Source organism: Streptosporangium sp. NPDC053982 (assembly GCF_055585205.1).
In genome coordinates, this window is sequence record NZ_JBVJKQ010000009.1 from 143,903 (window position 1) to 167,553 (window position 23,651).

Genomic DNA, 23,651 nt, shown 5'->3' on the forward strand with positions numbered 1-23,651 from the left:
CCTCTGACGCACACGGCCCGCGGGCTCACACCCGCGGGCCTCACGTCCTCACGTCCCCGGCAACTCACGTCCCCGTGGACTCACTTCTCCGGCACCTTGCTTCCCCGGCGGCTTGTTTCCCTGACGCCTTGTTTCCCCGGCGGCTTGTTTCCCCGGCGACGCCGTCCGTACGGCCCGCCGCCCGGTCAGCGGCGGCGCCGCCGCCAGAGCAGGACCGCCGCGCTGACCGCGAGCACCGCGCCCACACCCACCAGGATCGGCCCGAGCTCCGCCAGTTCCGGCTGCTCCCCCGCCCAGAGGTCCTCGGATTCCTCCCCCGGCCGCACCGGCCGCGGGTTCAGCCCGACCGCCTCGCCGACCCGCTCGCTCACCGAGACCAGGAACCGCCTGGCGTCCGACTCGGCCTTGGCGACCGTCCGGCGCGCGACGTTCTTCGGGCTCACCCGGTCGGCGATGGCATCCACCGTCTGGGCCAACTCGGCACGGGTCCGCGCGATGCGCCGCTCCAGCTCCATGGGATCGGTGTCCGCCATGGCTCTCCTCTCCTCGCCCTTGACATCGATCAGTCTGTCAGGTCCGTCCCCCCGACGACACTTCGGGCCGACCGGTAAGTTGACCCGGGAACGATTCCACGAAGGGACACCATGAAACTCGAGCCCGGCGACGCCGCCCCGGACTTCGCCCTTCCCGCCGCCGACGGCACGACCGTCTCCCTGGAGGGTCTGCGTGGCAGGCGGGTGATCCTGTACTTCTATCCCGCCGCGATGACCCCGGGCTGCACCAAGCAGGCCTGCGACTTCCGCGACGGCCTCGACTCGCTGGCCGCCGCCGGCTTCGCCGTACTGGGGGTGTCGAAGGACTCCCCCGCCAGGCTGGCGAAGTTCGCCGAGCGCGACGCACTGACCTTCCCGCTGCTGTCGGACCCGCAGCTGGAGGTCCACAAGGCGTACGGCGCGCACGGCGAGAAGACGATGTACGGCAAGACCATCGTCGGAGTGCTGCGCTCCACCTTCGTCATCGACGCCGACGGCAAAATCGAAAAGGCTCTCTACAACGTGAAGGCCACCGGCCACGTGGCGCGTCTCCGCCGGGAGCTGGGCGTGGACGAATAACCTTTTCACCCTTTTATCGCCATTTGATCGCGCCCCGAGAATTGTCGGTCACGCCGCCCATCCTCGGCACGTGCCCATCAAATACAAATACACCCCCGAAATGCTGGCCGAGGCGGCGGCGGAATCCCTCAGCGTCACCGAGGTCCTCCGCCGCCTGGGCGTGACGGTCGCCGGAGGCAACCACGCCCACATCAGCCGCCAGCTGAAGCGCTTCGGCATCGACACGTCCCACTTCCTCGGCCAGGCTCACCATCGGGGAGGCCGCTCGCGCCAGCGCCTGTCGTCAGATCAGATCCTTCGTGTGCTCCCGCCCGGATCCCACAGGATCAAGCCTCCCATGCTGCGTCGGGCGCTCCAGGAAGTGGGCGTACCCTACCGCTGCGAGGGCTGTAAGATCGAGGGAGTCTGGCAGGGCCGGAACCTGACCCTGCACGTCGATCACATCAACGGCGACTGGCTCGACAACAGAATAAACAACTTGCGTTTTCTCTGCCCGAACTGCCATTCTCAGACAGAGAATTTCGCGGGAAAAAATAAAGGGGCCGTAGCCCAACGGCAGGAGGCGGCAGTTTTAGGTACTGTACAGAGCGGGTTCGAATCCCGTCGGCCCCACAAAAGAATCGAAAACAACTCGGCGGTTCTGAGATCCGTGGACACCGCCGTGACAGTCTCGCCCCAGGACGCTTTCTTCATCGAGTACTACCGGGAGAAGAAGGGCGCGAAGTCGAGGTCCGCGGTCATCCGTGAGGCGCTGCGACTGCTGCGTGAGACGACCCTCGAGGAGGAACGCGCCGCCGGCGCCCGGCCGGCGGCCGCCCGTATCCAGGGTCGTGACCTCAGCCGGTACGGCGCAGCAGGAGGGTGACGAAGCCCAGGACGCCGCGGTAGCCGTTGAGCCACATGTCGCGGTGGTCGCGGGCGGCGGCCAGGGCGGCGTCGCCGTCGGGGCCGGGGTTGTCGAGGGCCCAGTTCGTGAGGGTGCCGGTCCAGGACCACTCGTAGTCGTCCCATTCGGCGAGTTCGCTGGTGTGGGCGTAGACGGTGGCGTATCCGGCGTCCTCCGCCCGGGTCACGGTGCCCGCGAGGTCGGCGTACTCGTCGGGTTCGGCGCCGAACCGGTCCAGGAAGGCCGGTGTGGGCGAGGTCTCCCAGAATCCTTCCCCCACCAGGGCGAGCCCTCCGGGGCGCAGGTGGCTGCGGACGGCGTCGAGGGTGGGGCGCAGCCCGCCGTAGGCGTGGGTGGCTCCGACGCACAGGACGAGGTCGTAGGGAGCGGCGCCGCCGAACTCGGCGGCGGGTGTCTCGTGGAGGCGGAGCCGCTCGGTGAGGCCGCGGCGGGCGGCCTCCTCTCCGGCGGAGGCCAGGGCGCTCGGGGAGACGTCCACGCCGTCGGCGATCGTCCCCGGGTGGAGTTCCAGCGCCCGGAGCGTCCAGCGGGCCTCTCCGCAGCCGAGGTCGAGGATCCGTGCTCCGTCGGGGAGGCGCGGCCGGCGGAGGAGGCGGTCGAGGTTCGTCTCGCTCACGGGGGCTGCGACGGGATGGTCGAGATGGGCGATGTGGCTGATCAGGTCGCGGTTCATCGGGCAGATGGTGCCAGGCGGTTCCGGCGCTCCGCCACCGGTTTAACGGTCCACCGGATTGTTTCCGCCACCCGTTACCGGTTCGGCGACCCGCCGGAACGGCCCGGCCACCGGCCACCGGTCTGACGGCCCGCCGAATGGCTCCGGCCGCACGCCGCCGGTCCGACGCCCGCCGGAACGGCCCGGCCGCCGGCCCGGCGGCCCGGCGAATGGTTCCGGTCGCACGCCGCCGGTTCGACGGCCCGCCGTATCCGGCCGGCGCGCCGCGCGCGGGGCGCCGGCCGGAGGGGATTGTGAACGCCGGAACCCGGTCGTGAACGACGGACGGAGTCTGTGAACAGGGGCTCCGTGCAGCAATCGCTTTCCGTCACCAAATCGTGAAATTTCCTCTTTTGACCAAGATATTGACGGCGATCTCTCCACAGGGTCAAATCCTCTCAGCCCCAGTGCTACCGACGAGTCTCTCCCCTCCGCCGTTCACCATCGCCAGGCGCGCAGCGTGCGTGAACGCGCTCCGGGACTCGCCACCGTGCACCACGGCGGACCACGGACAACCCCCCAAAAAGATCCCGTGGCCGCCGCTCAGCAAAGGAGCACCCGCGTGAAACGCTCTGTCGCGTTTGCGCTCGTTGCCTCGGCGTCAAGCCTCGCCGTGGCACTGTCCGCCCCGTCCGCCGGAGCCGCCGGGCTGATCGCCCAGGCTCCGCCGGCCGCCTCCCCCGACACTCCCGCCCAGGCCGCCGACCGCCTGGTGGAGTCAGAACCGGCGATCCTGCGGGCCTCTCCCAAGGACCGTTTCCTGCGCCACAGCGCTCTCGCCACCAAGGACGGGCTCAGCTACATCGCCTACCAGCGCACCTACGCCGGCCTGCCGGTCTACGGCGGCGACTTCGTGGTCGTGACGAACGCCGCCGGCGGCGTGCTGAGCACGTCGGTCGCCCAGACCGAGCCGCTGAGCGTCCCGACCACCCCGAAGATCGACGCGGCGAAGGCCGCCGAGATCGCCCGGACGCAGATCAGCGACCCCGCCGAGGTGGCCGCGCCGAAGCTCTCGGTGATGGCCCAGGGACGGGGCCGGCTGGCCTACGAGGTCCTGGTGACCGGCGCCGACCGCGGCCGCGAGAGCAAGATGCACGTCTTCGTCGACGCGGTGACCGGTGAGGTCGCCGAGAAGTCGGACGAGGTCAGGGACGGCTCGGGGTCGAGTTACTACAACGGCCCGGTCACCATCGGCACCACCGGCTCCGGGACGTCGTACTCCATGACCGACCCGGCCCGCCCGGGCATCCGCTGCGGCGGCCAGGGCGGCACCGCCTACACCGGTACGGACGACAGCTGGGGCAACGGCTCGGGCACCAACCTGGAGACCGCGTGCGTGGACGCCATGTACGCGGTGGCCCAGGAATGGGACATGCTCAAGAACTGGCTCGGCCGCGACGGCATCAACGGCAGCGGCAGCGGTTTCCCCGCGCGGGTCGGCCTGAGCGACGTCAACGCCTACTGGAACGGCAGCTACACCAACTTCGGCCACTCGCAGGACAACCAGCGCCAGGCGACGCCGATCGACGTGGTGGCCCACGAGTTCGGGCACGCGATCTTCCAGACCACGCCGGGCGGTTCGACCGGCAGCAACGAGAAGGGCGGGCTCAACGAGTCCACCGGTGACGTCTTCGGCGCGCTGACGGAGTTCTACGCCAACGAGCCCGCGCAGTACGACCCGCCGGACCTCAGTGTGGGCGAGGAGGTCAACCTCGTCGGCAACGGCCCGATCCGCTACATGCACAAGCCGTCGCAGATCTCCGGCCACCCCGACTGCTACTCCTCCTCGGTGCCGAACCTGGAGGTCCACGCCGGGGCGGGCGTGCAGAACCACTGGTTCTACCTGCTCTCGATGGGGTCCAACCCGACCAACGGCCAGCCGGTCAGCCCGACCTGCAACGGCACGGCGGTCACCGGCGTCGGCATCCAGAAGGCCGGCCAGATCTTCATGGGCGCGCTGAACCGCAAGACCTCGACGTGGACCCACCAGCTCGTCCGCAAGGCGAGCCTGGAGGCGGCGATCCAGCTGTTCCCGGGTTCCTGCACCGAGTTCAACGCGACCAAGGCCGCGTGGAACGCCGTCAACGTCCCGGCCGCCTCGGGTGAGCCCGCCTCGTGCGGCTCGACGAGCAACGACTTCTCGATGACGCTGAACCCGTCCTCGGCCAGTGTGCAGGCCGGCCAGCAGGCGACCTCGACGGTCGGCACGCAGACCACCTCGGGCAGCGCGCAGAGCGTGACGTTCTCGGCCTCCGGCCTGCCGTCCGGGGCGACCGCGTCCTTCAGCCCGGCGTCGGTGACCTCGGGCGCCTCCTCCACCATGACGATCTCGGTTCCGGCGGGCACCGCCTCGGGCACCTACAACGTGATCGTCACCGGTGACGGCGCCAGCGTGGACCACACGGCCACGTTCACCCTCACGGTCGGCACGTCGGGCAATGTCGTCTTCAGCGACACCTTCGAGACCGACCTGGGCTGGACGGTGAACGCGGGCGGCACCGACACCGCCACCACCGGGCAGTGGGAGCGCGGTGACCCGGCGGCGACCTCCTCGGGTGTGACGCTGCAGCTCGGCACCACCGTCAGCGGGTCCAACGACCTGGTCACCGGCCGGCTGGCGGGCACCGCGGCGGGCGACTACGACGTGGACGGCGGCCTGACGAGCGTCCGCTCGCCGGAGATCGCGCTGCCGTCCGGGACGCTGACGCTGACGTTCTCCTGGTACCTGGCGCACCTGAACAACGCCAGCAGCAGCGACTACTTCCGGGTCCGCGTGGTGAGCGGCAGCTCGAACACCGTGGTGTTCCAGCAGCTGGGCGCGGCCTCCGACCGGGCCGGGGCCTGGCAGACGGCGACGGTGAACCTGTCGTCCTACGCGGGCCAGACGGTCCGCCTGCTGGTCGAGACGGCCGACGCCTCGACGGCGAGCCTCATCGAGGCCGGTGTCGACGACGTGAAGATCACCAAGTCCTGATCCGGCGGTTCCGGCGTGGCGGCCCGTCCGTCACGTGACCGCGACGGCCCCGGTCCCCTCCCCAGGGGCCGGGGCCGCTTCGCGCTCTCCCATCGTCACCGGCCGGCGGGTTCTCCCGAGTCGCCGGACCGGCGGACGGACGTCTCCCGAGTCGCCGGGCCGCGCGGTGCGTCCTCACCATCGCGCGGCCCGGCGCTGTGATCCGCCATCACCAACGGTCTCCCTTTACTCACCCCGGAGGGCGCTCCCGGACACCATGATGCCCAAGGAGCGGTAAAGCACACGTAAGCCGTACAAAATGTGCTACCTGGGTCGTACACCGCGCTCCACCCTGAGGCGGAAGGGGACCGATCCGCCCGTACGTATCGTGGGGATGTGTTCGGCAGACTGCACTCCTGGAGCCGGCGGCACCCGGCGGTCGTGGGCCTCCTGTGGCTGACGCCGTTCCTGCTGCTCTCGCTCGTCAACGCGGAGCAGATCCGCTCCGGGAACGTCAGCCCGCTCGGCCGGGACCTCGGTTCCTGGGGGTTCCTCGCGCTCGCGACGGCGCTGGTGGCGCCCCTGTTCTGGATGCGGCGCCGCCCGCTGGCGGTGTTCGCGACCGTCTCGCTGGTCAGCTTCGCCCAGTGGCTCGCCGACGTGCAGCCGCTGTTCTTCAACCTCTCCGTGCTCATCGCCATGTACGGCGTGGCGGCGTACCGCGCGCCGCGCTGGGCGATCGGCGCGCTGCTCACCTCCGAACTGGGCATCTTCCTGGCCCTCGTCCGGCTCCCCGGCGAGTTCGAGGGCAAGCCCTTCGCCAGCGCCTCGGTGTTCGTCATGGCCATCTGGATCACCGGGATCTACACCAGCACCCGCCGCCGCTACCTGGAGGGGCTGGAGGAGCGGGCCGAGCGGGCCGAGCGCGAGCGCGACCAGCAGGCCCGGCTGGCCGCCGCGGCCGAGCGGGCCAGGATCGCCCGCGAGCTCCACGACGTGGTCGCGCACAACGTCAGCGTGATGATCGTCCAGGCCGACGGCGCCGGCTACGCGCTGGGCGGCGGCGACCCCGACACGGCCCGCGAGGCGATGAGGACGATCTCCGCCACCGGACGGCGGGCCCTGGCCGAGATGCGCAGGATGGTCGGCGTGCTGCGGGCCGACGACACCACCGAGGAGTACACCCCGCAGCCCGGCCTCTCCCAGCTCGACGACCTGGTGGCGCGGGTACGCTCCTCCGGCCTGCCGGTGGACCTGCGCATCGCCGGGGACCGCCAGGCCCTTCCCGAGGGGGAGGAGCTGACGGTGTACCGGATCGTCCAGGAGGCGCTGACCAATACCCTCAAACACGGCGGTCCCGGCACGCGGGCCATGGTCGAGATGGAGTACGGCGCGCGCGAGCTGCTGCTGCGGGTGACCGACGACGGCCGCGGCGCCGCGGCCCCCCGCAGCCCGGACGGTCACGGCCTGGTCGGCATGCGGGAGCGGGCCGCGGTGTTCGGCGGGAGCGTCGACGCCCGGCCCCGGCCCGGTGGCGGGTTCCAGGTGACGGCGCGGCTGCCGGTGGGCGAGCCCGCGGCCGGTTGAGCAGAACTGAGCAAAGGCTGATCGAGGGTCGGACGAGAGTCGAGCGAGAAGGTGGGCGGGGCGTGATCCGCGTGATGCTGGTGGACGACCAGGAGCTGCTGCGGACGGGGTTCCGCATGGTGCTCGGGGCCCAGCCCGACATCGAGGTCGTCGCGGAGGCGGGCGACGGCGCCGCGGCGGTCCGGGCCGCGCGGACGACCGGGGTGGACGTCGTGCTGATGGACGTGCGGATGCCCGTCATGGACGGGGTGGAGGCGACCCGGCTGATCCGCGCCGAGCCGGACGGGCCGCGGGTGCTGATCCTCACCACCTTCGACCTGGACGAGTACGCGTTCGCCGCGTTGAAGGCGGGCGCGGCCGGGTTCCTGCTCAAGGACGTGCCGCCCGCCGACCTCGTCAGCGCGATCCGGTCGGTGCACAGCGGCGACGCGGTGGTGGCGCCGAGCACGACGCGGCGGCTGCTGGAGCGCTTCGCCGTACACCTCCCCTCGCCGGGTACGGCGGAGCCGGCGGCGCTGAACGGGCTCACCGCGCGGGAGCGCGAGGTGCTGGTGCTGGTGGCGCGGGGGCTGTCGAACGCCGAGATCGCCGGCCGGCTGGTCCTGGCCGAGGCGACGGTCAAGACGCACCTGGGCCGGATCCTGGCCAAGCTGGGCCTGCGGGACCGGACGCAGGTGGTGGTGTACGCCTACGAGAGCGGCCTGGTCACCCCGAACTCGGCGGGCTGACCCCGCCCGGGGTCCGTGCCCGGGTCAGGCCGGAGCGGGTCAGGCCGGAGCGGGTCAGGCAGGAACGAGCCGGTCGGGCACGGAGCGGTCGGGCACAGGGAGGGTCACGCGGGGCCGGGTCGGCCGAACGGCCGATGCCGGGCTACTCCGGCGGTGGGAAACGGCCGCCGCGCGCGAGCCCTCCGGTGGAGGGCAGGTCCGTCCCGCAGTCCGATGGCGGGCGTTTCTCCTGGCAATAGCGTTTTCCCGGTAATGAACGCTGTTGTCGCAAGGAGAGTTGACGTGACCCTCACCGGTGGCGAGGTCGGCGCGCGGGGCGCGCGGGAGAACGCGGCGCCCGCCGTGGTCGCGAAGGGGCTGACGAAGAGCTACGGCCGGGGGGACGCGGCGGTGCACGCGCTGCGCGGGGTGGACGTCTCCTTCGCGACCGGCGCCTTCACCGCGATCATGGGGCCGTCCGGGTCCGGGAAGTCCACGCTGATGCACTGCCTGGCGGGCCTCGACACGGTCAGCGACGGACAGGTGCACATCGGCGACGTCGAGCTGACCGGCTTGGACGACAAGCGGCTCACCCTGCTGCGCCGCGAACGGATCGGCTTCATCTTCCAGGCGTTCAACCTGCTGCCGACGCTGACCGCCGAGCAGAACATCCGGCTCCCGCTGGACATCGCCGGACGCCAGGCCGACCGGGACCTGTTCGACCGCGTGGTGGAGACCGTGGGCCTGCGCGACCGGCTCGGGCACCGCCCGGCGGAGCTGTCCGGCGGCCAGCAGCAGCGGGTGGCCGTGGCCAGGGCGCTGATCAGCAAGCCGCAGGTCATCTTCGCCGACGAGCCGACCGGCAACCTCGACTCCCGCAGCGGCGCCGAGGTGCTGGCCTTCCTGCGCACGTCGGTGCGCGAGCTCGGCCAGACGATCGTGATGGTCACCCATGACCCGGTGGCCGCCTCCTACGCCGACCGCGTGGTGTTCCTCCGCGACGGCCTGCTGGTCAGCGAGATCCACCGGCCGACGCCGCAGAGCGTGCTGGACACGCTGATGAAGCTGGAGGCCTGAGGAGATGATCAAGGCGACACTGGCCGGGCTGCTGGCGCACCGGCTGCGCCTGCTGCTCACCTCGCTGGCGATCGCGCTGGGCGTGGGCTTCATCGCGGGCACGTTCGTGCTCACCGACACCATCGACGCGGGCTTCGGTCAGCGGTTCGGCGCGGCGGCCGACAGGATCGACGTCGCCGTGCTGCCCGGCCCCGGCACGGACGGCCGGGAGCCGAAGCGCGTCCCGGCGGCGGTTCTGGAGAAGATCCGCGCCACCGGCGGGGTCGCCGACGCCCAGGGGCTGGTGCGGGGCACCTCCGCCCTGATCGGCAAGGACGGCAAGGCCGCCGGCGACTACCCGACCTCCGGCGTCTCCGTCGTCGAGGGCCCGCTGAACCGCACCGAGATCGCCAGCGGCACGGCGCCGAGGACCGACGCGCAGGCCGTACTCGACGAGAACACCGCCAGGACCCGCGGCTTCAAGGTCGGCGACCGGATCACGGTGCTCGACTCGCGCGAGGCCCGGCACGAGTTCACGCTGGTCGGCCTGTTCGACGTCGGCCTCGACCAGGAGCTCGGCTACACCGGCGCGGTCGGCTACACCACCGCCATGGCGCAGCGGATGACCGGGCAGCGCGCCTTCACCGAGATCGACGTCGCGGCCGTCGAGGGCGTCTCCCAGGAGCGGGCCCGCGCGGCGGTCGCCGCCGCCCTGGGATCCGGCTACCAGGTCATGACCGGGGAGAGGTTCGCCGACGACCTGGTGAAGCGGAACGGCGCGGACACCGGGGTCCTCAAGACGGGCCTGCTGCTGTTCGGCCTGGTGGCGATGTTCGTGGCCGCCCTGGTGATCTACAACACCTTCACCATCCTCGTCGCCCAGCGGACCAGGGAGATGGCGCTGCTGCGCTGCATCGGCGCCACCCGCCGGCAGGTCTTCGGCTCGGTCCTGCTGGAGTCGACGGTGGTCGGCCTGATCTCCTCGGCCCTCGGGCTGCTGCTCGGCTACGGCCTGAGCCTGGGAGCGCTCGCCGCGCTGACCTCGTTCGGCGCGCCGCTGCCCACCGGCACGGCACCGGCGCTGTCGCCGCGCACGATCGGGCTGGCCGTGGCCCTGGGCGTCGTCGTCACGGTGGGCTCGGCGCTGCTGCCGGCCCGGACGGCGACGCGGGTCGCGCCGATCGCGGCGCTGCGTTCGCAGGCCGAGGAGCACGTCTTCCGGACCGGCGTCGTCCGGACGGCCCTGGCGGCGCTGTTCCTGCTCGCCGGAGCGGGCGTCACCGCGGCCGGGGTCGCCATGGGCCCCGGCGAGTCCGCGCTGTTCGTCGTCATGGGCGGCGGCACGGTCTTCTTCCTGGGCGTGCTGATCATCGGCCCGGTGCTCGTCAGGCCGCTCGGCGCGCTGGTCGGCTGGCTGCCCGCGAAGCTCGCCGGGGTGCCCGGCAGGCTCGCGGTGGACAACTCCGGCCGCAACCCCCGCCGGTCGGCCACCACGACCGTGGCGCTCACCGTGGGCGTGACGCTGATGACCCTCATCGCCGTCATCACCGGCACCATACGGGTGACCTTCACCGAGCGGCTCGACGAGCAGTTCCCGGTGGACTACCTGGTCCAGCCGCAGGACCGTGACTCCACGATGCCCCGCGCCCTGGGCGAGGGCCTCCGGAAGCGGCCCGAGCTCGCCTCGGTCGCGGCGTTCCGCGAGAAGATCGCCGAAGTCGGGGACCGCGGCGCCGAGTTCCGGGTGGGGACCTTCACCCCGGCGCCGGACTTCCGGCCGAAGCTCGACGAGGGGTCGATCGCCCTGCTCACGCCCGGGACGGCGGTCGTCAACCGGAACGTCGCCACCAGCCTGAAGCTGAAGACCGGCGACCGGATCGGCGTGCGGACCGCCGAGGCCGGCACGGTGAGCCTGCGGGTCGTGGCCACCTTCGACCCCGACTCGGGCGTCCTGCCGCCGGTCACCGTTCCGGCGGGTGACTTCGACCGCTACTTCGGCGCGGTCGGCGACAGTCGGCTGATGATCAACGCCCGGGACGGCGTCGGCGCCGACGTGGGCCGCCGGGTGGTCGAGGCGGCGGCGCGGCCGTACCCGACGGCGAAGGTCGCCAGCGCGGCCGACGTCCGCGGCGAGTTCGAGGAGTCGCTCGACATGATGGTGATGATCATCACCGGCCTGCTGGGCCTGGCGGTGCTCATCTCCCTGCTGGGCATCGCCAACACGCTCTCACTGTCGGTCCACGAACGGACCCGCGAGTCGGCACTCCTGCGGGCGCTCGGCCTGACCCGGCCCCAGCTGCGGCGGATGCTCACCGTGGAGGCGCTGATCCTGGGGCTCATCGGCGCGCTGGTCGGCGTGGGGCTCGGCGTCGGGTTCGGCTGGGCCGCGACGCGGACGATGGCCGACGACGTCGCCTTCCAGGTGCCGGTCACGCAGGTCCTGGCGTTCGTGGCGCTGTCCGGCCTGGCCGGGGTCGTCGCCGCCGTGCTGCCGGCCCGCCGGGCCGCCCGCGCCTCCATCGTCGGCTCCCTCGCCACGGGCTGACCGGCCGCCAACGCGTCCGGGCGTCCGCGAGGGGCGGCGGGCGGCGCGCCGGACGGAGTGCGCGCAGGGAACGGCCGGGGCCGTCCGCGGGGGCGGCGCCCCGGCCGTTCCCTCACTCCCCCGTGTAGAGCCTGCGGAGGTCCACCAACTGGATTCGGCCGTCACCGGAGGCGGCCGCCGTCCGGAGATCGTCGGTGAACCCCGCTCCGCTGAACATGACGAGCACTCCGGGCGCCTGTCCCCGGGCGGCCAGCAAGGAGGCGATCTTCTCAAGCCTGTTCAGGTGGCCGAGACCGACGACGTCTCCCCACTTGATCTCGCCGATGGCGAGCAATCCGCCCTCGGGGTCGAACGCGGCGAGGTCGACCTCGTGTCCCGTGCGCGTGGCCTGGTCATAGACGACTCCCGAGAGGATCCTCGCGGGGAAGCCCCCGAAGGTGTCGTCGGCGGCCATGTTCGACGCCCAGACGCGACACATCCGCTCGAACACCGGCCCGGCGACGTTGCTGAGGAACTTCGGCGCGGACGCCTTCCAGATGCGTTCGGTACGGCCGGGCCGTACCTGCTCCAGCTGCGCCCAGTACGGGCGCATGATCACATGGTAGAAGCGGACCAGCGGCTCGGTGATGCGGTACTCCGACCTGTTGGATCGGAAGGCGTCCGGTTCGGTGACGAGGAGACCCGCGTCCTCCAGGACCGTCAGGTGGTGGGAGATGTCGGTGGCCTTGCGCTCGATCCGGGTCGCTATACCGCCCCGGGTGGCGTTCCCCTCGGCCACGGCGGCGAGAACCGTGTGATAGAGGCCGGTGTCACGGAGGGTCGGATCCTCCGCAAGGAGAGCGCGCACCTCACGGAAGAGGGGGCTCGCCGGATTGAGCACGTGCTCGACGATCCACGCGTCGAAGTCGCCGAGGCTCGCCGGCGCTTCGCCTCGGAGATACTCGGTGCGGTAGGCGGGCGTGCCGCCGAGCACGAAGTACAGCATGGCCGCGAGCCGGTGGTCGGTGATGCCCCAGAACCCGGCGGCCGTCCGGAAGTCGAAGGTCGGCACCACCAGTTCGAGGCCCGCCCTGCCGCGGAGCGGGGCGGCGCCGGTGAGCAGGCCCCCCATGAAGGAGATCGAGGATCCGCACAGCAGGATCCGCGCCCTGGAGGCCAGCCGTTCGGCGCGACGCGGCGACAGCGCCTTCTGGATGACCGAGGGAAGATCCTTGGCCTCCCTGACCAGGTAGGGGAACTCGTCGAGGACGACGGGGAGCGGACGGTCCGCCGCCAGGGCCAGCAGCCCGTCGACGGCCTGCGCCCAGTCGCCGAAGCGGACCGTCCCCGGTGCGCCGGTGTAGGCCGCCACCGCGTCACCGAGCTGCCTGAGCGCCTCCTGTCGTGGCACGGCTTCCGTCGCCGCGTAGTAGAAGCCGCCGCCGGCCTCGCAGAGCGACTCCAAGAGGAAGGACTTGCCCTGCCTCCTACGTCCCGAGACGACCCCCAGGGTGGCGCCCGCACCCTCGTCCCGGGCGAAGCGGGTGAGCTGCCGCCACTCCCAGTCGCGGTCGAACATGTCCGGAGGCTTGTTCAGCCGCACGGGCCCTCCATTTTTAGGAGTACATTTATAAGTATCGTACTCCTAAAAGCAGCGATCTTATCGGAGGCGGGGGCCCGGCCACTGTTCGGCGACCGCCTCGGGGTGGAGCAGCGGCCGGATGGCGAGTTCCCCGGTGTACTTGTCGATCACCACGCAGCCTCCGCCGACGGTGTCGGGCAGCACCCCGGGGTCGTCGGGCTCGGGCTCCGCCGCCCAGGCGACGTAGCCGCCGCCGAAGCCGTGGAGCCGGATCTCCACGGCGGAGCCGGGACGGCGGACGCCGTTGAAGTACTCCTCGGCGATCGCCCTGGCCTGGTCGAGGTTCACGGCCCCTCCTCCGCGTCGATGACATCGATGGGGTTCACAGCCGCCGCCCCTCCGCGTCGACCACCACGCAGAAGACCCCGGCGACCGACCCGTACGGCGGCTCCACCGACATGTGGCCCCGCTGCGCGTCGATCCAGATCACCTCGCCCGAGAAGTTGACCGCGTTCCAGGCGTGGCTGCCGCCGCCCGGCCACCGGTTCATGATGACCGCGCACGATCCGTGCCCGCCGGACAGCAGCGCCTGCGCGATCGGGACGTAGGCCTGCCGCCCCTGCCCGACGTACCGGAAGCGCTGGCCCAGCCACCGCTCGGCGCGGGCCACCCCCCCGGCCTCCCCGGTGAGCAGCGGCTTTCCGGCGCGGTCGTACTCGGGCCGCCGGGGGGCCGCCACCGCGGGCGCGCCGTACCAGGTGGACAGCACCGCCAGCGCGCAGTCCACCGCGTTGGTCGCCCGGAACGGGTCCTCTGCGGGACCGGAGCCGTTGACCAGCCTGATCCACATGCCGCGCGGGTCGGGGAAGCGCCGCGGCACGCCCCGTTCGGTCAGCGGCACCGCCCGCGTCACGTCCTCCTGGGTCTGCGGGTCGGGCATCGCCAGCCCGCCCGCCACGCCGTACGGCCGGCACCGGTCGAGCAGCAGCGGCCGCCAGCGCGCCGGCTCCGGCTCCCGTGGCGGCGCGGCCGGAACCGGGAGCGGCTGCGAGCCGTCCAGTTCGAAGTCGCGCCACCGCCGCCCGTCCGCGGCCACGACGGGGTTGTAGACCCCCTCGGGCAGAAACAACCGCGTCATGCGTCCCCCTCGCCCATCCGTCCGGGCCCGATGCTAGGGCCGCCCCGCCTGCCGCGCGGGGGAGTTGACCAGACCGGCGGGCGAGTTGACCGAACCGGGGGACGCGCACCGGGACGTTCCGCGGCCGGACGGCGACGGGGCGACCTACCGGGGCGTTACCCGCGCCCCCGGCCCGGCGCGCGACGGCGCCGATGCCCCGCGTGGCCCATGTCACCTTCCGTGATGGAAACGATGCCTTCGGTCACAGGTGGTTACTCGATGGTAATAAGCCGTGCGCAAGGCTTTGATCTCCCCTGGACGACCTCCGGGGCCCGCCGTGCCTACCGTGGGACACGAGGTTCCCAGGCCGGGACGGCGTCGGTTGAGGCGGCGGCCCGGCGGTTCGCCGGTCCGGGCCGCACCCGGACCCGAGGGCCGGACGGAGTGATGTCCATGACGATCAGGCACACCCTCTTCACGGGGACGGTGCTCGCCTCCCTGCTCGCCGTCCCGGCGGCCGGGGCCGCCATGGCCGGGACCGCATCGGCCGGCTCCGCCGTGCGGGCCGCGCCGGTCACCGCCCCGGCCCTCACACGGGACGACGGCACCTGCCCGAGCAGGCGCAAGGCCAGCAGGTGCATCAGGCACCGCGGTTTCTCCGCGGTCTCCTACGGACCCGGCCTGGACCGGCCCCGCCCGCCGAAGGAGAAGCGCGGCAGGCCGCCGAAGCCGCCCGGCATCGGATACGGCGACAACCTGCAGCCCGGCGGTCCCGGAGGTCCCGGCGGGATCAACGACTGACGGCAGGGAGTGACCCCATGACGACGATCAAGCATGCCCTCTCGGCGGGGGCGATGTTCGCCTCCCTCCTCGCCGTTCCGGCGGTGGCGCCGGGCACGCTCGGCGGCCTCCCGGGGCCGGCCGGGCTGCTCTCCACGGTGACCTCGCAGTTCAAGGCCGCCAAGCCCTGCCCGCGGGCCAGGAACTCGGGCAGGTGCCGCGCCCGGCGCCGCGCCGAGGGCCCGGCCCGGACCGGTCCCGTCATCGCCCTGGGCCGTCCCGTGCGGGCCGTCTCGTACAGGCCGTCGTGAGGCCCGCCTGAGGCCGGAAGGCTCAGGTGACGGTGACCGTGACGGCGTGCCAGCCGGTGGCGCCGTCGGGCGTGACCGGGGCCCGCTGGGCGGTCTGGGTGTGGCCGGTGGCGTCCGTGGCCCGCACCTCGATGGTGTGCCGACCCGGGACGGCGTCCCAGTCGTCGACGACCCACTGACGCCAGGTGTCGGCGGTCGGCGCCTCGGCCAGCCTGGCCTGGAGCCACGACCCGCCGTCGACCCGCACCTCGACGGCGTCCACCCCCCGGTGCTGCGCCCAGGCGACACCCGCGATCACGGTACGGCCCGCCGGGACGCTCCCGCCGTCCCTCGGCAGGTCGATGCGCGACTGCGTCTTGATCGGCCCCTTCTCCGCCCACCCCCGGGTCGTCCAGTAGGCCGTGTCCTGGTCGAAGCGGGTCACCTTGATCTCGGTGACCCACTTGGTCGCCGAGACGTACCCGTACAGGCCGGGCACGACCTGACGGACCGGGAAACCGTGGTCGACCGGGAGCGCCTCGCCGTTCATGGCGACGGCCAGCAGGGCGTCGCGGCCGTCGAGGACGACGTCGAGCGGCGTGCCGCAGGTCCAGCCGTCGGCGGAGGTGCTGAGCAGCATGTCGGCTCCGCTCCGCACCCCCGCGTCGCGCAGCACGTCGGCCAGCCGCGCGCCCAGCCAGCGGGCGTTGCCGGTGTAGTGACCGCCGACCGGGTTGGAGACGCAGCACAGTGTGACGTCCCCCTCCACCAGGGGCCGCTTGAGCAGGTCGGCCAGGGTGAGCTCGACCGGCCGGTCCACCATGCCGCCGATCCGCAGCGTCCAGTCGCGCGGATCGACCTGCGGCACGACGATCGCGGTGTCCACCCGGTAGAAGTCGCGGTTGGGGGTGACGAACGGCGTCAGGCCCCTGATCCGCAGATCCGTCCCGGCCGGGAGCGGCTTCGCCGGCACGGCCGGGCGGGGCAGCGCCAGGCCCACCCGGGCGGCGCTCACCTCCGACCGGCCCGACAGCGCCCGGCCGGCCAGGCCGCTCACCCCGGCGACGGCGGCGCCGCCGAGCACGCCGGTCAGCAGCCCGCGCCGGTTCACCGCGTACCGGTCGCGCCCGGCCCGCATGACCGGCGGCCCCGTCTCCTCAGGACGGGCGTCGCCGTCCCGGACGCCGTCGTCCCGGGCGTCACCGTCCCGGGTGCCGTCGTCCCGGGTGCCGTCGTCCCGGGCGGCGGAGGCGCGTCTGAGCAGGGCCCGTAGCGCGATCGCGCCCACCGCGACCCCGGCGACGGTGGGGATCGCATCCACCGGGCCGGCATCGGGACGGGTCAGCACGGCGGCCAGGCCGACGACCCCGAAGGCCGCCAGTCCCGCCAGGCCGTACCGGAGGTCCCGGGCGGCGGAGACGCCCACGGCGACGGCGAGGACGGCCATGACGGCGAAGATGCCCGCCAGCAGGACCGGCTTGTCGTTCTCACCGAAGGTCCGGATCGCGAAGTCCTTCAGCCCGGCCGGGGTGAGATCGACGGCGGCGTTGCCGACCGCGAAGACCGGGAAGGCGGACGCCTTCACCAGCCCCGCCGCCAGCAGTGAGACCCCGATCGCCACCGCGCCGGTCACCAGTCCGATCAGCGCCGAGGCCCAGACGGGCAGGCGGTTGTCACTCCTCATGCCTCCGACGCTACGCCCGGCGGCGGGGCCGGGATCTTACGCGCCGATTACGGGACTCGGCCAGGGTGCCTGCGGCCCGGCCCATCCCCCGGACTCCGGGCACGGAACCGCCCACGAGGGAGCGCCCCGGCCGCACACGGACCCGGCTACGAGCCCGTCGCGCCGGAGAGCGTCTCCACCAGGATCGGGACCAGGGCGCGGAAGGCGCGGCCCCGGTGGCTGATGGCGTCCTTCTCCGCCGCCGACAGCTCGGCGCTCGTCCGGCTCTCGCCCTCGGGCACGAAGATCGGGTCGTAGCCGAAGCCGCCGGTGCCGCGCGGCGCGTCAACGATCACGCCGTGCATCGCGCCCTCGGCGACCCGTTCCCGCCCGTCCGGCAGGGCCAGCGCGGCGGCGCACGCGAAGTGCGCGCCCCGGTGCGCGGCCGGCACGTCGGACACCTGCGCGAGCAGCAGCTCCAGGTTGGCGAGGTCGTCGCCGTGCCTGCCCGACCAGCGGGCCGAGAAGATGCCGGGCATGCCGTTCAGCGCGTCCACGCACAGGCCCGAGTCGTCGGCGATCGCGGGCAGGCCGGAGGCGCGGGCGACCGCGTGCGCCTTGAGCAGGGCGTTCTCGGCGAAGGACAGGCCGGTCTCGGGGACGTCGCCGATCTCGGGGAACTCCTCCAGGCCGACGATCCCGACCGGCACCCCGGCCTCGGCCAGGATGCGGCGCAGTTCGGTGATCTTCCCGGCGTTGCGGGTGGCCAGCACCACCCGGCCCGCGGCCTCCGGGACCCCCGGCATCCCCGGGTTCGCGGGTGACGCCGCTCCGGCGCTCACGCCGGCACCCCCGGTCCGTGGCCCGCGTCGCTCCCCGCCCCCCGGCTCACGGCCGACGGGACTCCGGCGCTCACGCCAGGGCCTCCTTCTGCAGGCGGGTCAGCTCCGCGCACCCGGCGGCGCCGAGGTCGAGCAGCTCGTCCAGCGCCGCGCGGTCGAACGGCCGGCCCTCGGCGGTGCCCTGGACCTCGACGAACGCGCCGGAGCCGGTCATCACCACGTTCATGTCGGTCTCGGCGGCGACGTCCTCGGTGTAGCAGAGGTCGAGCAGCGGAGTCGCGCCGACGACGCCGACGGACACCGCGGCGACCGACTCGACCAGCGGGTTGCCCGAGCACATCTTCCGCTCGCGCATCCACTTCACCGCGTCGGCCAGCGCGACGTAGGCGCCGGTGATGGCCGCCGTACGGGTGCCGCCGTCGGCCTGCAGGACGTCGCAGTCGATGACGACGGAGTTCTCGCCCAGGATCTTGTAGTCGACGCAGGCGCGCAGCGAGCGGCCGATCAGCCGGGAGATCTCGTGCGTCCGGCCGCCGATCTTGCCGCGCACCGACTCGCGGTCGTTGCGGGTGTTCGTCGACCGGGGCAGCATGGCGTACTCGGCGGTGACCCAGCCCTGGCCGCTGCCCCGCCGCCAGCGCGGCACGCTGTCCTGCACGGTCGCGGCGCACAGCACCCTGGTGCCGCCGAACTCGACGAGCACCGAGCCCTCGGCGTGCGTCAGCCAGTCACGGGTGATGGTGACGGGGCGGAGTTGGTCAGGGGAGCGTCCATCTGCACGAGCCATGGCATCACCCTAGGTCATAGACGGCGCCGCTCCGCGCGAGTTCCATCCGTCCGGGGAAACCGGCCCGGGAGGCGTCGGCGAGGATGCGGGCCGGGTCGTGCCAGGGCACCAGGTGGGTCAGCACCAGCGTGCCCGCCCCGGCCCTGGCCGCGTGCTCGGCGGCCTGGCGTCCGGTGAGGTGCAGATCGGCGGGCAGTCCCGGGACGTCGGGGAAGCTGGCCTCGCACAGCAGCAGGTCGGCGTCGGCTGCCAGCCGGACCAGTTCGGCGGTCTCCCCGGTGTCGGCGGAGTAGGCCACCGAGCGCCCGCCGTACGAGACGCGGAAGCCGTAGGTCTCGACCGGGTGGTTCATCGGCGCGGCCGTCACCCGGAACGGGCCCGCCTCGAACGTGCCGGGGGTCAGCGGCGCGAAGTCGAAGGAGGTCTCCATGCCCGGCTCGTCGGGCATGCCGTAGGCGCCGGCCAGCCGCCGGGGGGCGTCGGCGGGCGCGTGGACCGGCACCCTCGGGTGCGGCCCCTGCGGGGAGTAGGTGCGCACCACGTGGTAGGAGCACATGTCGAGGCAGTGGTCGGCGTGCAGGTGGGACAGGCAGATCGCGTCCACGTCGTAGAGGCCGATGTGGCGCTGCAGCGCGCCCAGCGAGCCGTTGCCGAAGTCCAGCAGCATGCGGAACCCCTCGGCCTCCAGCAGGTAGCAGGAGGAGGGGCTGTCCGGCCCGGGGAAGCTCCCCGAGCATCCGACGATCGTCACCTTCACGGCGCCTCCCCCGCTTCCACGAGCCGCCCGCCGGGGCCGTCGCCCAGCGCCGCGAACTCCACCGCCTCGATCTCCGGGCCGAGGAACCGCCGCCCGAGCCGTTCGAAGAGCCCGGTGTCACCGGTGGTGCGGAACCGGTGCCGGGGAGTGCCGGAGGTCGCGGCCAGCCCCCGGTCGTGCAGGATCCGGTAGACGTCCTTGGCGGTCTCGTCGGCGCTGGAGACCAGCGTGACGCCGTCCCCCGCCACGTAGGCGATCGGCCCGGCCAGCAGCGGGTAGTGCGTGCAGCCCAGGATCAGCGTGTCGCAGCCGTCGGCCAGCACCGGTTTGAGGTAGTCGCGGACGACCTCGATGAGCTCGTCGCTCATGGTCTCGCCCCGCTCGGCGAACTCCACCAGCCGGTGCGCGGCCACCCCGGTCAGCAGCACGTCGGGGGCGGCGGCGAAGGCGTCGTGGTAGGCCATCGACTCGATGGTGGCCCGGGTGGCGATCACCCCGACCCGGCCGTTGCGGGTCGCCCGTACGGCACGGCGCACCGCGGGCTGGATCACCTCGACGACCGGCACGCCGTAGCGCTCACGGGCGTCGCGCAGCACCGCGGCGCTGGCGGTGTTGCACGCGATCACCAGCATCTTGACGTCGTGCTCGACGAGGTGGTCCATCACCTCCAGCGCGTAGGCGCGGACCTGCGCGATGGTCTTGGGCCCGTACGGCTGCCGCGCCGTGTCGGCCACGTAGAGGACGGACTCGTTCGGAAGCTGGTCGATGACGGCGCGGGCCACCGTGAGACCGCCCACCCCGCTGTCGAAGATCCCGATGCTCGCTTGGGACACGGTTCCCAAGGTTAGGGGACCCCGGGTCCCCGATCACGGTAATAATCGTCACAGCGGCGTCCGCCGCTTCGGCGCTCCCCCGGCCGTGCCCGGAACGTCCCGGCCGCTCCAGGCCGGGCCCGGTTCGAACGGCCACCGCCCGCACCGCCGCGTCCCCGGTCCCGCCGCGTCCCCGGTCCCGCCGCGTCCCCGGTCCCGCCACGTTCCCGATCCCGCCGGGCCGGGTCCCGCCGGGCCGGGTTCAGCCGCGGCCCACCCGGGCGAGCTGCCGTGACTGGGCGACCAGCCGTCCGGTGGAGTCCCAGACCTCGACCTCCTCGTCGAACCAGCCGTCGCTGATCAGCCTGCCGCCGCCGACCAGGGTGAGCCAGCCGGGCGCGGGCAGGGCGCGCAGGTGCCAGGTGAGCTCCACGGTGGGGGCCCAGCCGCGCGCCCCGGCGGAGAACACCACGGGCGGGAGGGCGTCGACGGCCAGCGCCAGCACGTAGGGGTCTGGGTCCTGCGGCTCGGACATCCGGAAGTAGGCGCGGGCCTCGGGACGGCCGGTGGGCCTGCCCTGCAGCCAGCCGATGGTGGGCGGGTCGAACCGCATGTCCATCCGCGCGCTGAGCGTCATGTTCGACTCCGGCTTGGGGTCGGGCAGCCTGACGCACTCCTCGACGGGCGGCAGGACCGCCGTGGGCTCGCCCGTCCAGTCGGGGGCGGCGTCGCCGAGGGTCGCCGTCGTCACGAGGGCCTCGATGAAGGAGACGCCGTCCTGGACGAGGGTGGCGCGGGTCATCGCCGCGGTGCGGCCCGCCTTGAGCTGCTCCAGCCGTACCTGGGCGGGGCCGGGGACGGGGGCGCGCAGGAACTGGGCCGCGGTGCTGACGGGGTGCTCGTGCGGGGAGGCGTCCACCGCGGCGCGCAGCAGCACCGCCATGAGGTAGCCGCCGTTGAGGGGGCCGCCGATCGAGTAGCCGGCGTCCAGGCACACGTCGTAGGTGGCCTCGTCCACCCGGATCGCCTGCGTCGCCTCGTCGAACTTCGTCATCCACGCTCCCGAACCTTGTTCTAGAGCGTTCACTGTACCGACTCCCGGCGGGTCCCGCCTCCCCGGCCTCTCACCACCGCCATGACCTGCGCCGACGCCTCACCGTCCGGGCACGGGACGCGCCCCCGCGAGAGGCTCCGGCCCCCGGCTCCGCCCTGACAGGCGGTCTCACGGTTAGTGCAATGCAAGCGCCCGGCTACCGAAGTCCACTATTTTCGCTTTACCCACTAAATCCACATTGTGAGAGAGCATGTCTCCCAACAACCCCCCTGGCCAGCCTCCCGGCTCCGGCTGGCAGCCTGACGGCACGTCCCCCTATCCCTGGAACGACGCCACCCAGCGGGTCTCACCGCCCGCCTCGGGGCACCCGCAGCAGGGCGGCTACCCGCAGCAGCCGCCGCAGCCGGGTCACCCCCAGGGCGGTTCCGGGTACGACCAGACCCAGGTCTACGGCCAGCCCCCCTACGGGCAGCAGGCGTCCGGGCAGACGCCGTACGGCGGGCAGGAGCAGGCCGCCCACCAGCAGCCCCCCTACGGCCAGTCCTCCGGCCAGCCCTACGGGCAGCAGTCCTACGGGCAGCAGGCGTCCGGGCAGACGCCGTACGGCCGGCAGCCCTACGGCGGCCAGGCGTCCGGAGGCCAGCAGTACGGCGGTCAGCAGTACGGGGGCCAGCCCTCCGGCGGGCAGCCGTACGGCGGCCAGCAGCCCTACGGTGACCAGGCGTCCCACGGCGCGGGCCAGCAGCCCTACGGCGGCCAGCAGTACGGGGGCCAGCCCTCCGGCGGCCAGCCGTACGGGGGCCAGGCGGCCTACGGCCAGCAGCCGCCCTACGGCGGCGGGCAGAACACCGAGATCCTCGGCTCCGGCCACCCCGCGTCCCCTCCGGCCCGCCGCAAGGGGCCCAGGAGCGGCAAGGGCATGCTGATCACGGGGATCGCCGTCCTGATCGCCGCCCTGGTGGGCGGCGGCGGCTTCTACGCGGTCAACCTGCTCAGCGGCGGCGGCACCCAGCCGCACGACGTGCTGCCCGGCAACGCCATCGTCTACGCCCGCCTGGACCTCGACCCCGCCGCCGGCCAGAAGGTCGCGCTCTTCCAGATCGCGCAGAAGTTCTCGAACACCAGGGACTCCTTCAAGGGCGACGACCCGCGCAAGGCGCTGTACTCGATGCTCACGAAGGACGGCAACGATCTCGCCAAGGTCGACTACGCCGCCGACGTCGAGCCGTGGCTCGGCAGCCGGATCGGCGTGGCGGTGCTCCCGCCGGCCAAGAGCGGCGGCGAGCCGAGGCCCGTGGTCGCCATCCAGGTCACCGACGAGGCCAAGGCCAAGGCCGGCATCGACAAGCTGATGAGCGAGGACAAGCACGGCATCGCCTTCCGCGATGACTACGCGCTGGTGGCCGAGACCAAGGCGGAGGCCGACCAGGCCGCGCAGGCGCCCCCGCTGTCCGACGACGCCGACTTCTCCGGCGACCTGGGCGCGCTCGGCGAGACCGGCGTGCTGTCGTTCTGGGTGAACGCCGGACGGATGATCCCGTTCCTCCCCGAGGAGTCCAAGAGCAACACCACGGCCCTCGACACCCTCAAGAACGCCCGGATCGCCGCGGCGCTCCGCTTCGACGGCTCCTACGCCGAAGTGGCCGGCGTCACCCGCGGCGCCCAGCCGGTCGAGGGCCTCGCGGACCCGGTCGCCAACGGCATGGGCGGACTGCCCGCCTCCACCGTCGGCGCGGTCTCCATCTCCGGCCTCGGCGACGCGGTCGCCAAGCAGTGGCCCAAGATCATCGATTCGGCCGACCAGGCCGCCGGCGGACGCCTCAAGCAGTCCGTCGCCCAGATCCAGCAGCAGACCGGGCTGGCCCTCCCGGCCGACCTGGTGACGCTGCTCGGCGAGAACCTCACCGTCGCGCTGGACGCCAACGGCCTCACCGACAACCAGCCCAGGGTCGGCGCCCGCATCACCACCGACCCGGCCAAGGCCCAGGCGGTCCTCGGCAAGCTGGAGAAGGCGCTCTCCCAGTCCGGCACCCCCATGCAGCTCGGCAAGGTCGCGGGCGACGGCGTGTTCACGGTGGCCAGCACCCAGGAGTACGCCACCGCGCTGTCCAAGGACGGCGAGCTGGGCGACAGCGAGAGCTTCAAGCAGGCCATCCCCGACGGCGACAAGGCGACCTTCGCCCTCTTCGCCGACCTCAACAAGATCGAGCCCCTCTACCTGAAGAGCATGCAGGGCGAGGAGAAGGCCAACCTCCAGGCTCTGCGCGCCGTGGGCCTGAGCGGCACCGCCTCCGGCGACGAGATGACCTTCTCACTGCGGGTGCTGTTCGACTGACCCGCCCCGCCTCGCGCCCGGCGGCCGTACGGCCGGCCGTCACGTGAGGCCCGGGACCGGGAGAAGACCCGGTC

21 protein-coding genes, 1 tRNA gene and 1 pseudogene are annotated in these 23,651 nt (G+C 72.7%); 12 read left to right on the forward strand and 11 right to left on the reverse strand.

Annotation, left to right across the window (positions count from 1 at the left end):
• Positions 1 to 185: 185 nt before the first annotated feature.
• Entirely contained in the window at positions 186 to 533 is a 348-nt protein-coding gene (locus ACZ6W9_RS17920) for a DUF3618 domain-containing protein (RefSeq protein ID WP_389964843.1), read from the reverse strand.
• A gap of 111 nt (positions 534 to 644) precedes the next feature.
• Here ACZ6W9_RS17920 and bcp point away from each other — a divergent pair, with 111 nt between their 5' ends.
• The 4 genes and pseudogenes from bcp to ACZ6W9_RS17940 all read left to right on the forward strand — a co-directional run bounded on the left by bcp (position 645) and on the right by ACZ6W9_RS17940 (position 1,977).
• The gene (gene bcp, locus ACZ6W9_RS17925; protein ID WP_470118679.1) at positions 645 to 1,112 is read left to right on the forward strand and encodes a thioredoxin-dependent thiol peroxidase; all 468 of its coding nucleotides are present in this window, start codon (positions 645 to 647) and stop codon (positions 1,110 to 1,112) included.
• Positions 1,113 to 1,449: 337 nt separating this feature from the next.
• Positions 1,450 to 1,620, forward strand: a pseudogene (locus ACZ6W9_RS17930) (HNH endonuclease); the annotation flags it as partial.
• Positions 1,621 to 1,650: 30 nt separating this feature from the next.
• Positions 1,651 to 1,724, forward strand: a tRNA-Leu gene (locus tag ACZ6W9_RS17935).
• A 49-nt stretch (positions 1,725 to 1,773) separates the two neighbouring features.
• The gene (locus ACZ6W9_RS17940; RefSeq protein WP_470118853.1) at positions 1,774 to 1,977 is read left to right on the forward strand and encodes a hypothetical protein; all 204 of its coding nucleotides are present in this window, start codon (positions 1,774 to 1,776) and stop codon (positions 1,975 to 1,977) included.
• Here ACZ6W9_RS17940 and ACZ6W9_RS17945 read toward each other — a convergent pair.
• Positions 1,949 to 2,692, reverse strand: coding sequence for an SAM-dependent methyltransferase (locus tag ACZ6W9_RS17945; protein ID WP_389964834.1), 744 nt, complete (start codon positions 2,690 to 2,692; stop codon positions 1,949 to 1,951). The genes ACZ6W9_RS17940 and ACZ6W9_RS17945 overlap by 29 nt on opposite strands.
• A gap of 652 nt (positions 2,693 to 3,344) precedes the next feature.
• On the opposite strand from ACZ6W9_RS17945, the gene ACZ6W9_RS17950 reads away from it, so the two are divergent.
• The 5 genes from ACZ6W9_RS17950 (at position 3,345) to ACZ6W9_RS17970 (ending at position 11,579) form a co-directional block, all read left to right on the forward strand.
• Positions 3,345 to 5,705: a M4 family metallopeptidase gene (locus ACZ6W9_RS17950; protein WP_389964831.1), complete on the forward strand. Its 2,361-nt coding sequence runs from the start codon at positions 3,345 to 3,347 to the stop codon at positions 5,703 to 5,705.
• 375 nt (positions 5,706 to 6,080) lie between these two features.
• Complete coding sequence (locus ACZ6W9_RS17955; RefSeq protein ID WP_389964828.1) at positions 6,081 to 7,271, forward strand: sensor histidine kinase; 1,191 nt, start codon at positions 6,081 to 6,083, stop codon at positions 7,269 to 7,271.
• A 62-nt stretch (positions 7,272 to 7,333) separates the two neighbouring features.
• Positions 7,334 to 7,999, forward strand: a complete 666-nt coding sequence (locus ACZ6W9_RS17960; RefSeq protein ID WP_389964825.1) for a response regulator — start codon at positions 7,334 to 7,336, stop codon at positions 7,997 to 7,999.
• 282 nt (positions 8,000 to 8,281) lie between these two features.
• Positions 8,282 to 9,055, forward strand: a complete 774-nt coding sequence (locus tag ACZ6W9_RS17965) for an ABC transporter ATP-binding protein (RefSeq protein WP_389964822.1) — start codon at positions 8,282 to 8,284, stop codon at positions 9,053 to 9,055.
• 4 nt (positions 9,056 to 9,059) lie between these two features.
• On the forward strand, positions 9,060 to 11,579 hold the full coding sequence (locus ACZ6W9_RS17970; RefSeq protein WP_470118683.1) for an ABC transporter permease: 2,520 nt from the start codon (positions 9,060 to 9,062) through the stop codon (positions 11,577 to 11,579).
• Between the two features lie 112 nt (positions 11,580 to 11,691).
• On the opposite strand, the gene ACZ6W9_RS17975 is transcribed toward ACZ6W9_RS17970, so the two are convergent.
• From ACZ6W9_RS17975 to ACZ6W9_RS17985, 3 genes are read right to left on the reverse strand one after another with little or no spacing between them, the layout of a single operon-like run.
• On the reverse strand, positions 11,692 to 13,161 hold the full coding sequence (locus tag ACZ6W9_RS17975) for an ATP-binding protein (RefSeq protein WP_389964817.1): 1,470 nt from the start codon (positions 13,159 to 13,161) through the stop codon (positions 11,692 to 11,694).
• A 57-nt stretch (positions 13,162 to 13,218) separates the two neighbouring features.
• Positions 13,219 to 13,488, reverse strand: coding sequence for a PepSY domain-containing protein (locus tag ACZ6W9_RS17980; protein WP_389964814.1), 270 nt, complete (start codon positions 13,486 to 13,488; stop codon positions 13,219 to 13,221).
• Positions 13,489 to 13,522: 34 nt separating this feature from the next.
• Entirely contained in the window at positions 13,523 to 14,278 is a 756-nt protein-coding gene (locus ACZ6W9_RS17985; RefSeq protein WP_389964811.1) for a toxin glutamine deamidase domain-containing protein, read from the reverse strand.
• Positions 14,279 to 14,710: 432 nt separating this feature from the next.
• On the opposite strand from ACZ6W9_RS17985, the gene ACZ6W9_RS17990 reads away from it, so the two are divergent.
• On the forward strand, positions 14,711 to 15,058 hold the full coding sequence (locus ACZ6W9_RS17990; protein WP_389964808.1) for a hypothetical protein: 348 nt from the start codon (positions 14,711 to 14,713) through the stop codon (positions 15,056 to 15,058).
• 17 nt (positions 15,059 to 15,075) lie between these two features.
• Positions 15,076 to 15,348, forward strand: a complete 273-nt coding sequence (locus ACZ6W9_RS17995) for a hypothetical protein (protein WP_470118686.1) — start codon at positions 15,076 to 15,078, stop codon at positions 15,346 to 15,348.
• A gap of 22 nt (positions 15,349 to 15,370) precedes the next feature.
• On the opposite strand, the gene ACZ6W9_RS18000 is transcribed toward ACZ6W9_RS17995, so the two are convergent.
• The 6 genes from ACZ6W9_RS18000 to ACZ6W9_RS18025 all read right to left on the reverse strand — a co-directional run bounded on the left by ACZ6W9_RS18000 (position 15,371) and on the right by ACZ6W9_RS18025 (position 21,242).
• Complete coding sequence (locus tag ACZ6W9_RS18000; protein ID WP_470118688.1) at positions 15,371 to 17,011, reverse strand: molybdopterin-dependent oxidoreductase; 1,641 nt, start codon at positions 17,009 to 17,011, stop codon at positions 15,371 to 15,373.
• Positions 17,012 to 17,157: 146 nt separating this feature from the next.
• A complete protein-coding gene (rdgB, locus tag ACZ6W9_RS18005) occupies positions 17,158 to 17,796 on the reverse strand; it encodes an RdgB/HAM1 family non-canonical purine NTP pyrophosphatase (protein ID WP_389965196.1) in 639 nt (212 codons plus the stop codon).
• A gap of 106 nt (positions 17,797 to 17,902) precedes the next feature.
• Positions 17,903 to 18,619, reverse strand: coding sequence for a ribonuclease PH (gene rph / locus ACZ6W9_RS18010; RefSeq protein ID WP_362930567.1), 717 nt, complete (start codon positions 18,617 to 18,619; stop codon positions 17,903 to 17,905).
• Positions 18,620 to 18,623: 4 nt separating this feature from the next.
• On the reverse strand, positions 18,624 to 19,376 hold the full coding sequence (locus ACZ6W9_RS18015) for an MBL fold metallo-hydrolase (RefSeq protein ID WP_389964799.1): 753 nt from the start codon (positions 19,374 to 19,376) through the stop codon (positions 18,624 to 18,626).
• A complete protein-coding gene (gene murI, locus ACZ6W9_RS18020; protein ID WP_389964796.1) occupies positions 19,373 to 20,209 on the reverse strand; it encodes a glutamate racemase in 837 nt (278 codons plus the stop codon). The genes ACZ6W9_RS18015 and murI overlap by 4 nt, the downstream gene beginning before the upstream one ends.
• A 241-nt stretch (positions 20,210 to 20,450) precedes the next feature.
• A complete protein-coding gene (locus ACZ6W9_RS18025; RefSeq protein WP_389964793.1) occupies positions 20,451 to 21,242 on the reverse strand; it encodes a thioesterase family protein in 792 nt (263 codons plus the stop codon).
• A gap of 250 nt (positions 21,243 to 21,492) precedes the next feature.
• On the opposite strand from ACZ6W9_RS18025, the gene ACZ6W9_RS18030 reads away from it, so the two are divergent.
• The gene (locus ACZ6W9_RS18030) at positions 21,493 to 23,577 is read left to right on the forward strand and encodes a DUF3352 domain-containing protein (RefSeq protein ID WP_470118691.1); all 2,085 of its coding nucleotides are present in this window, start codon (positions 21,493 to 21,495) and stop codon (positions 23,575 to 23,577) included.
• The last annotated feature ends 74 nt before the right edge of the window (positions 23,578 to 23,651 follow it).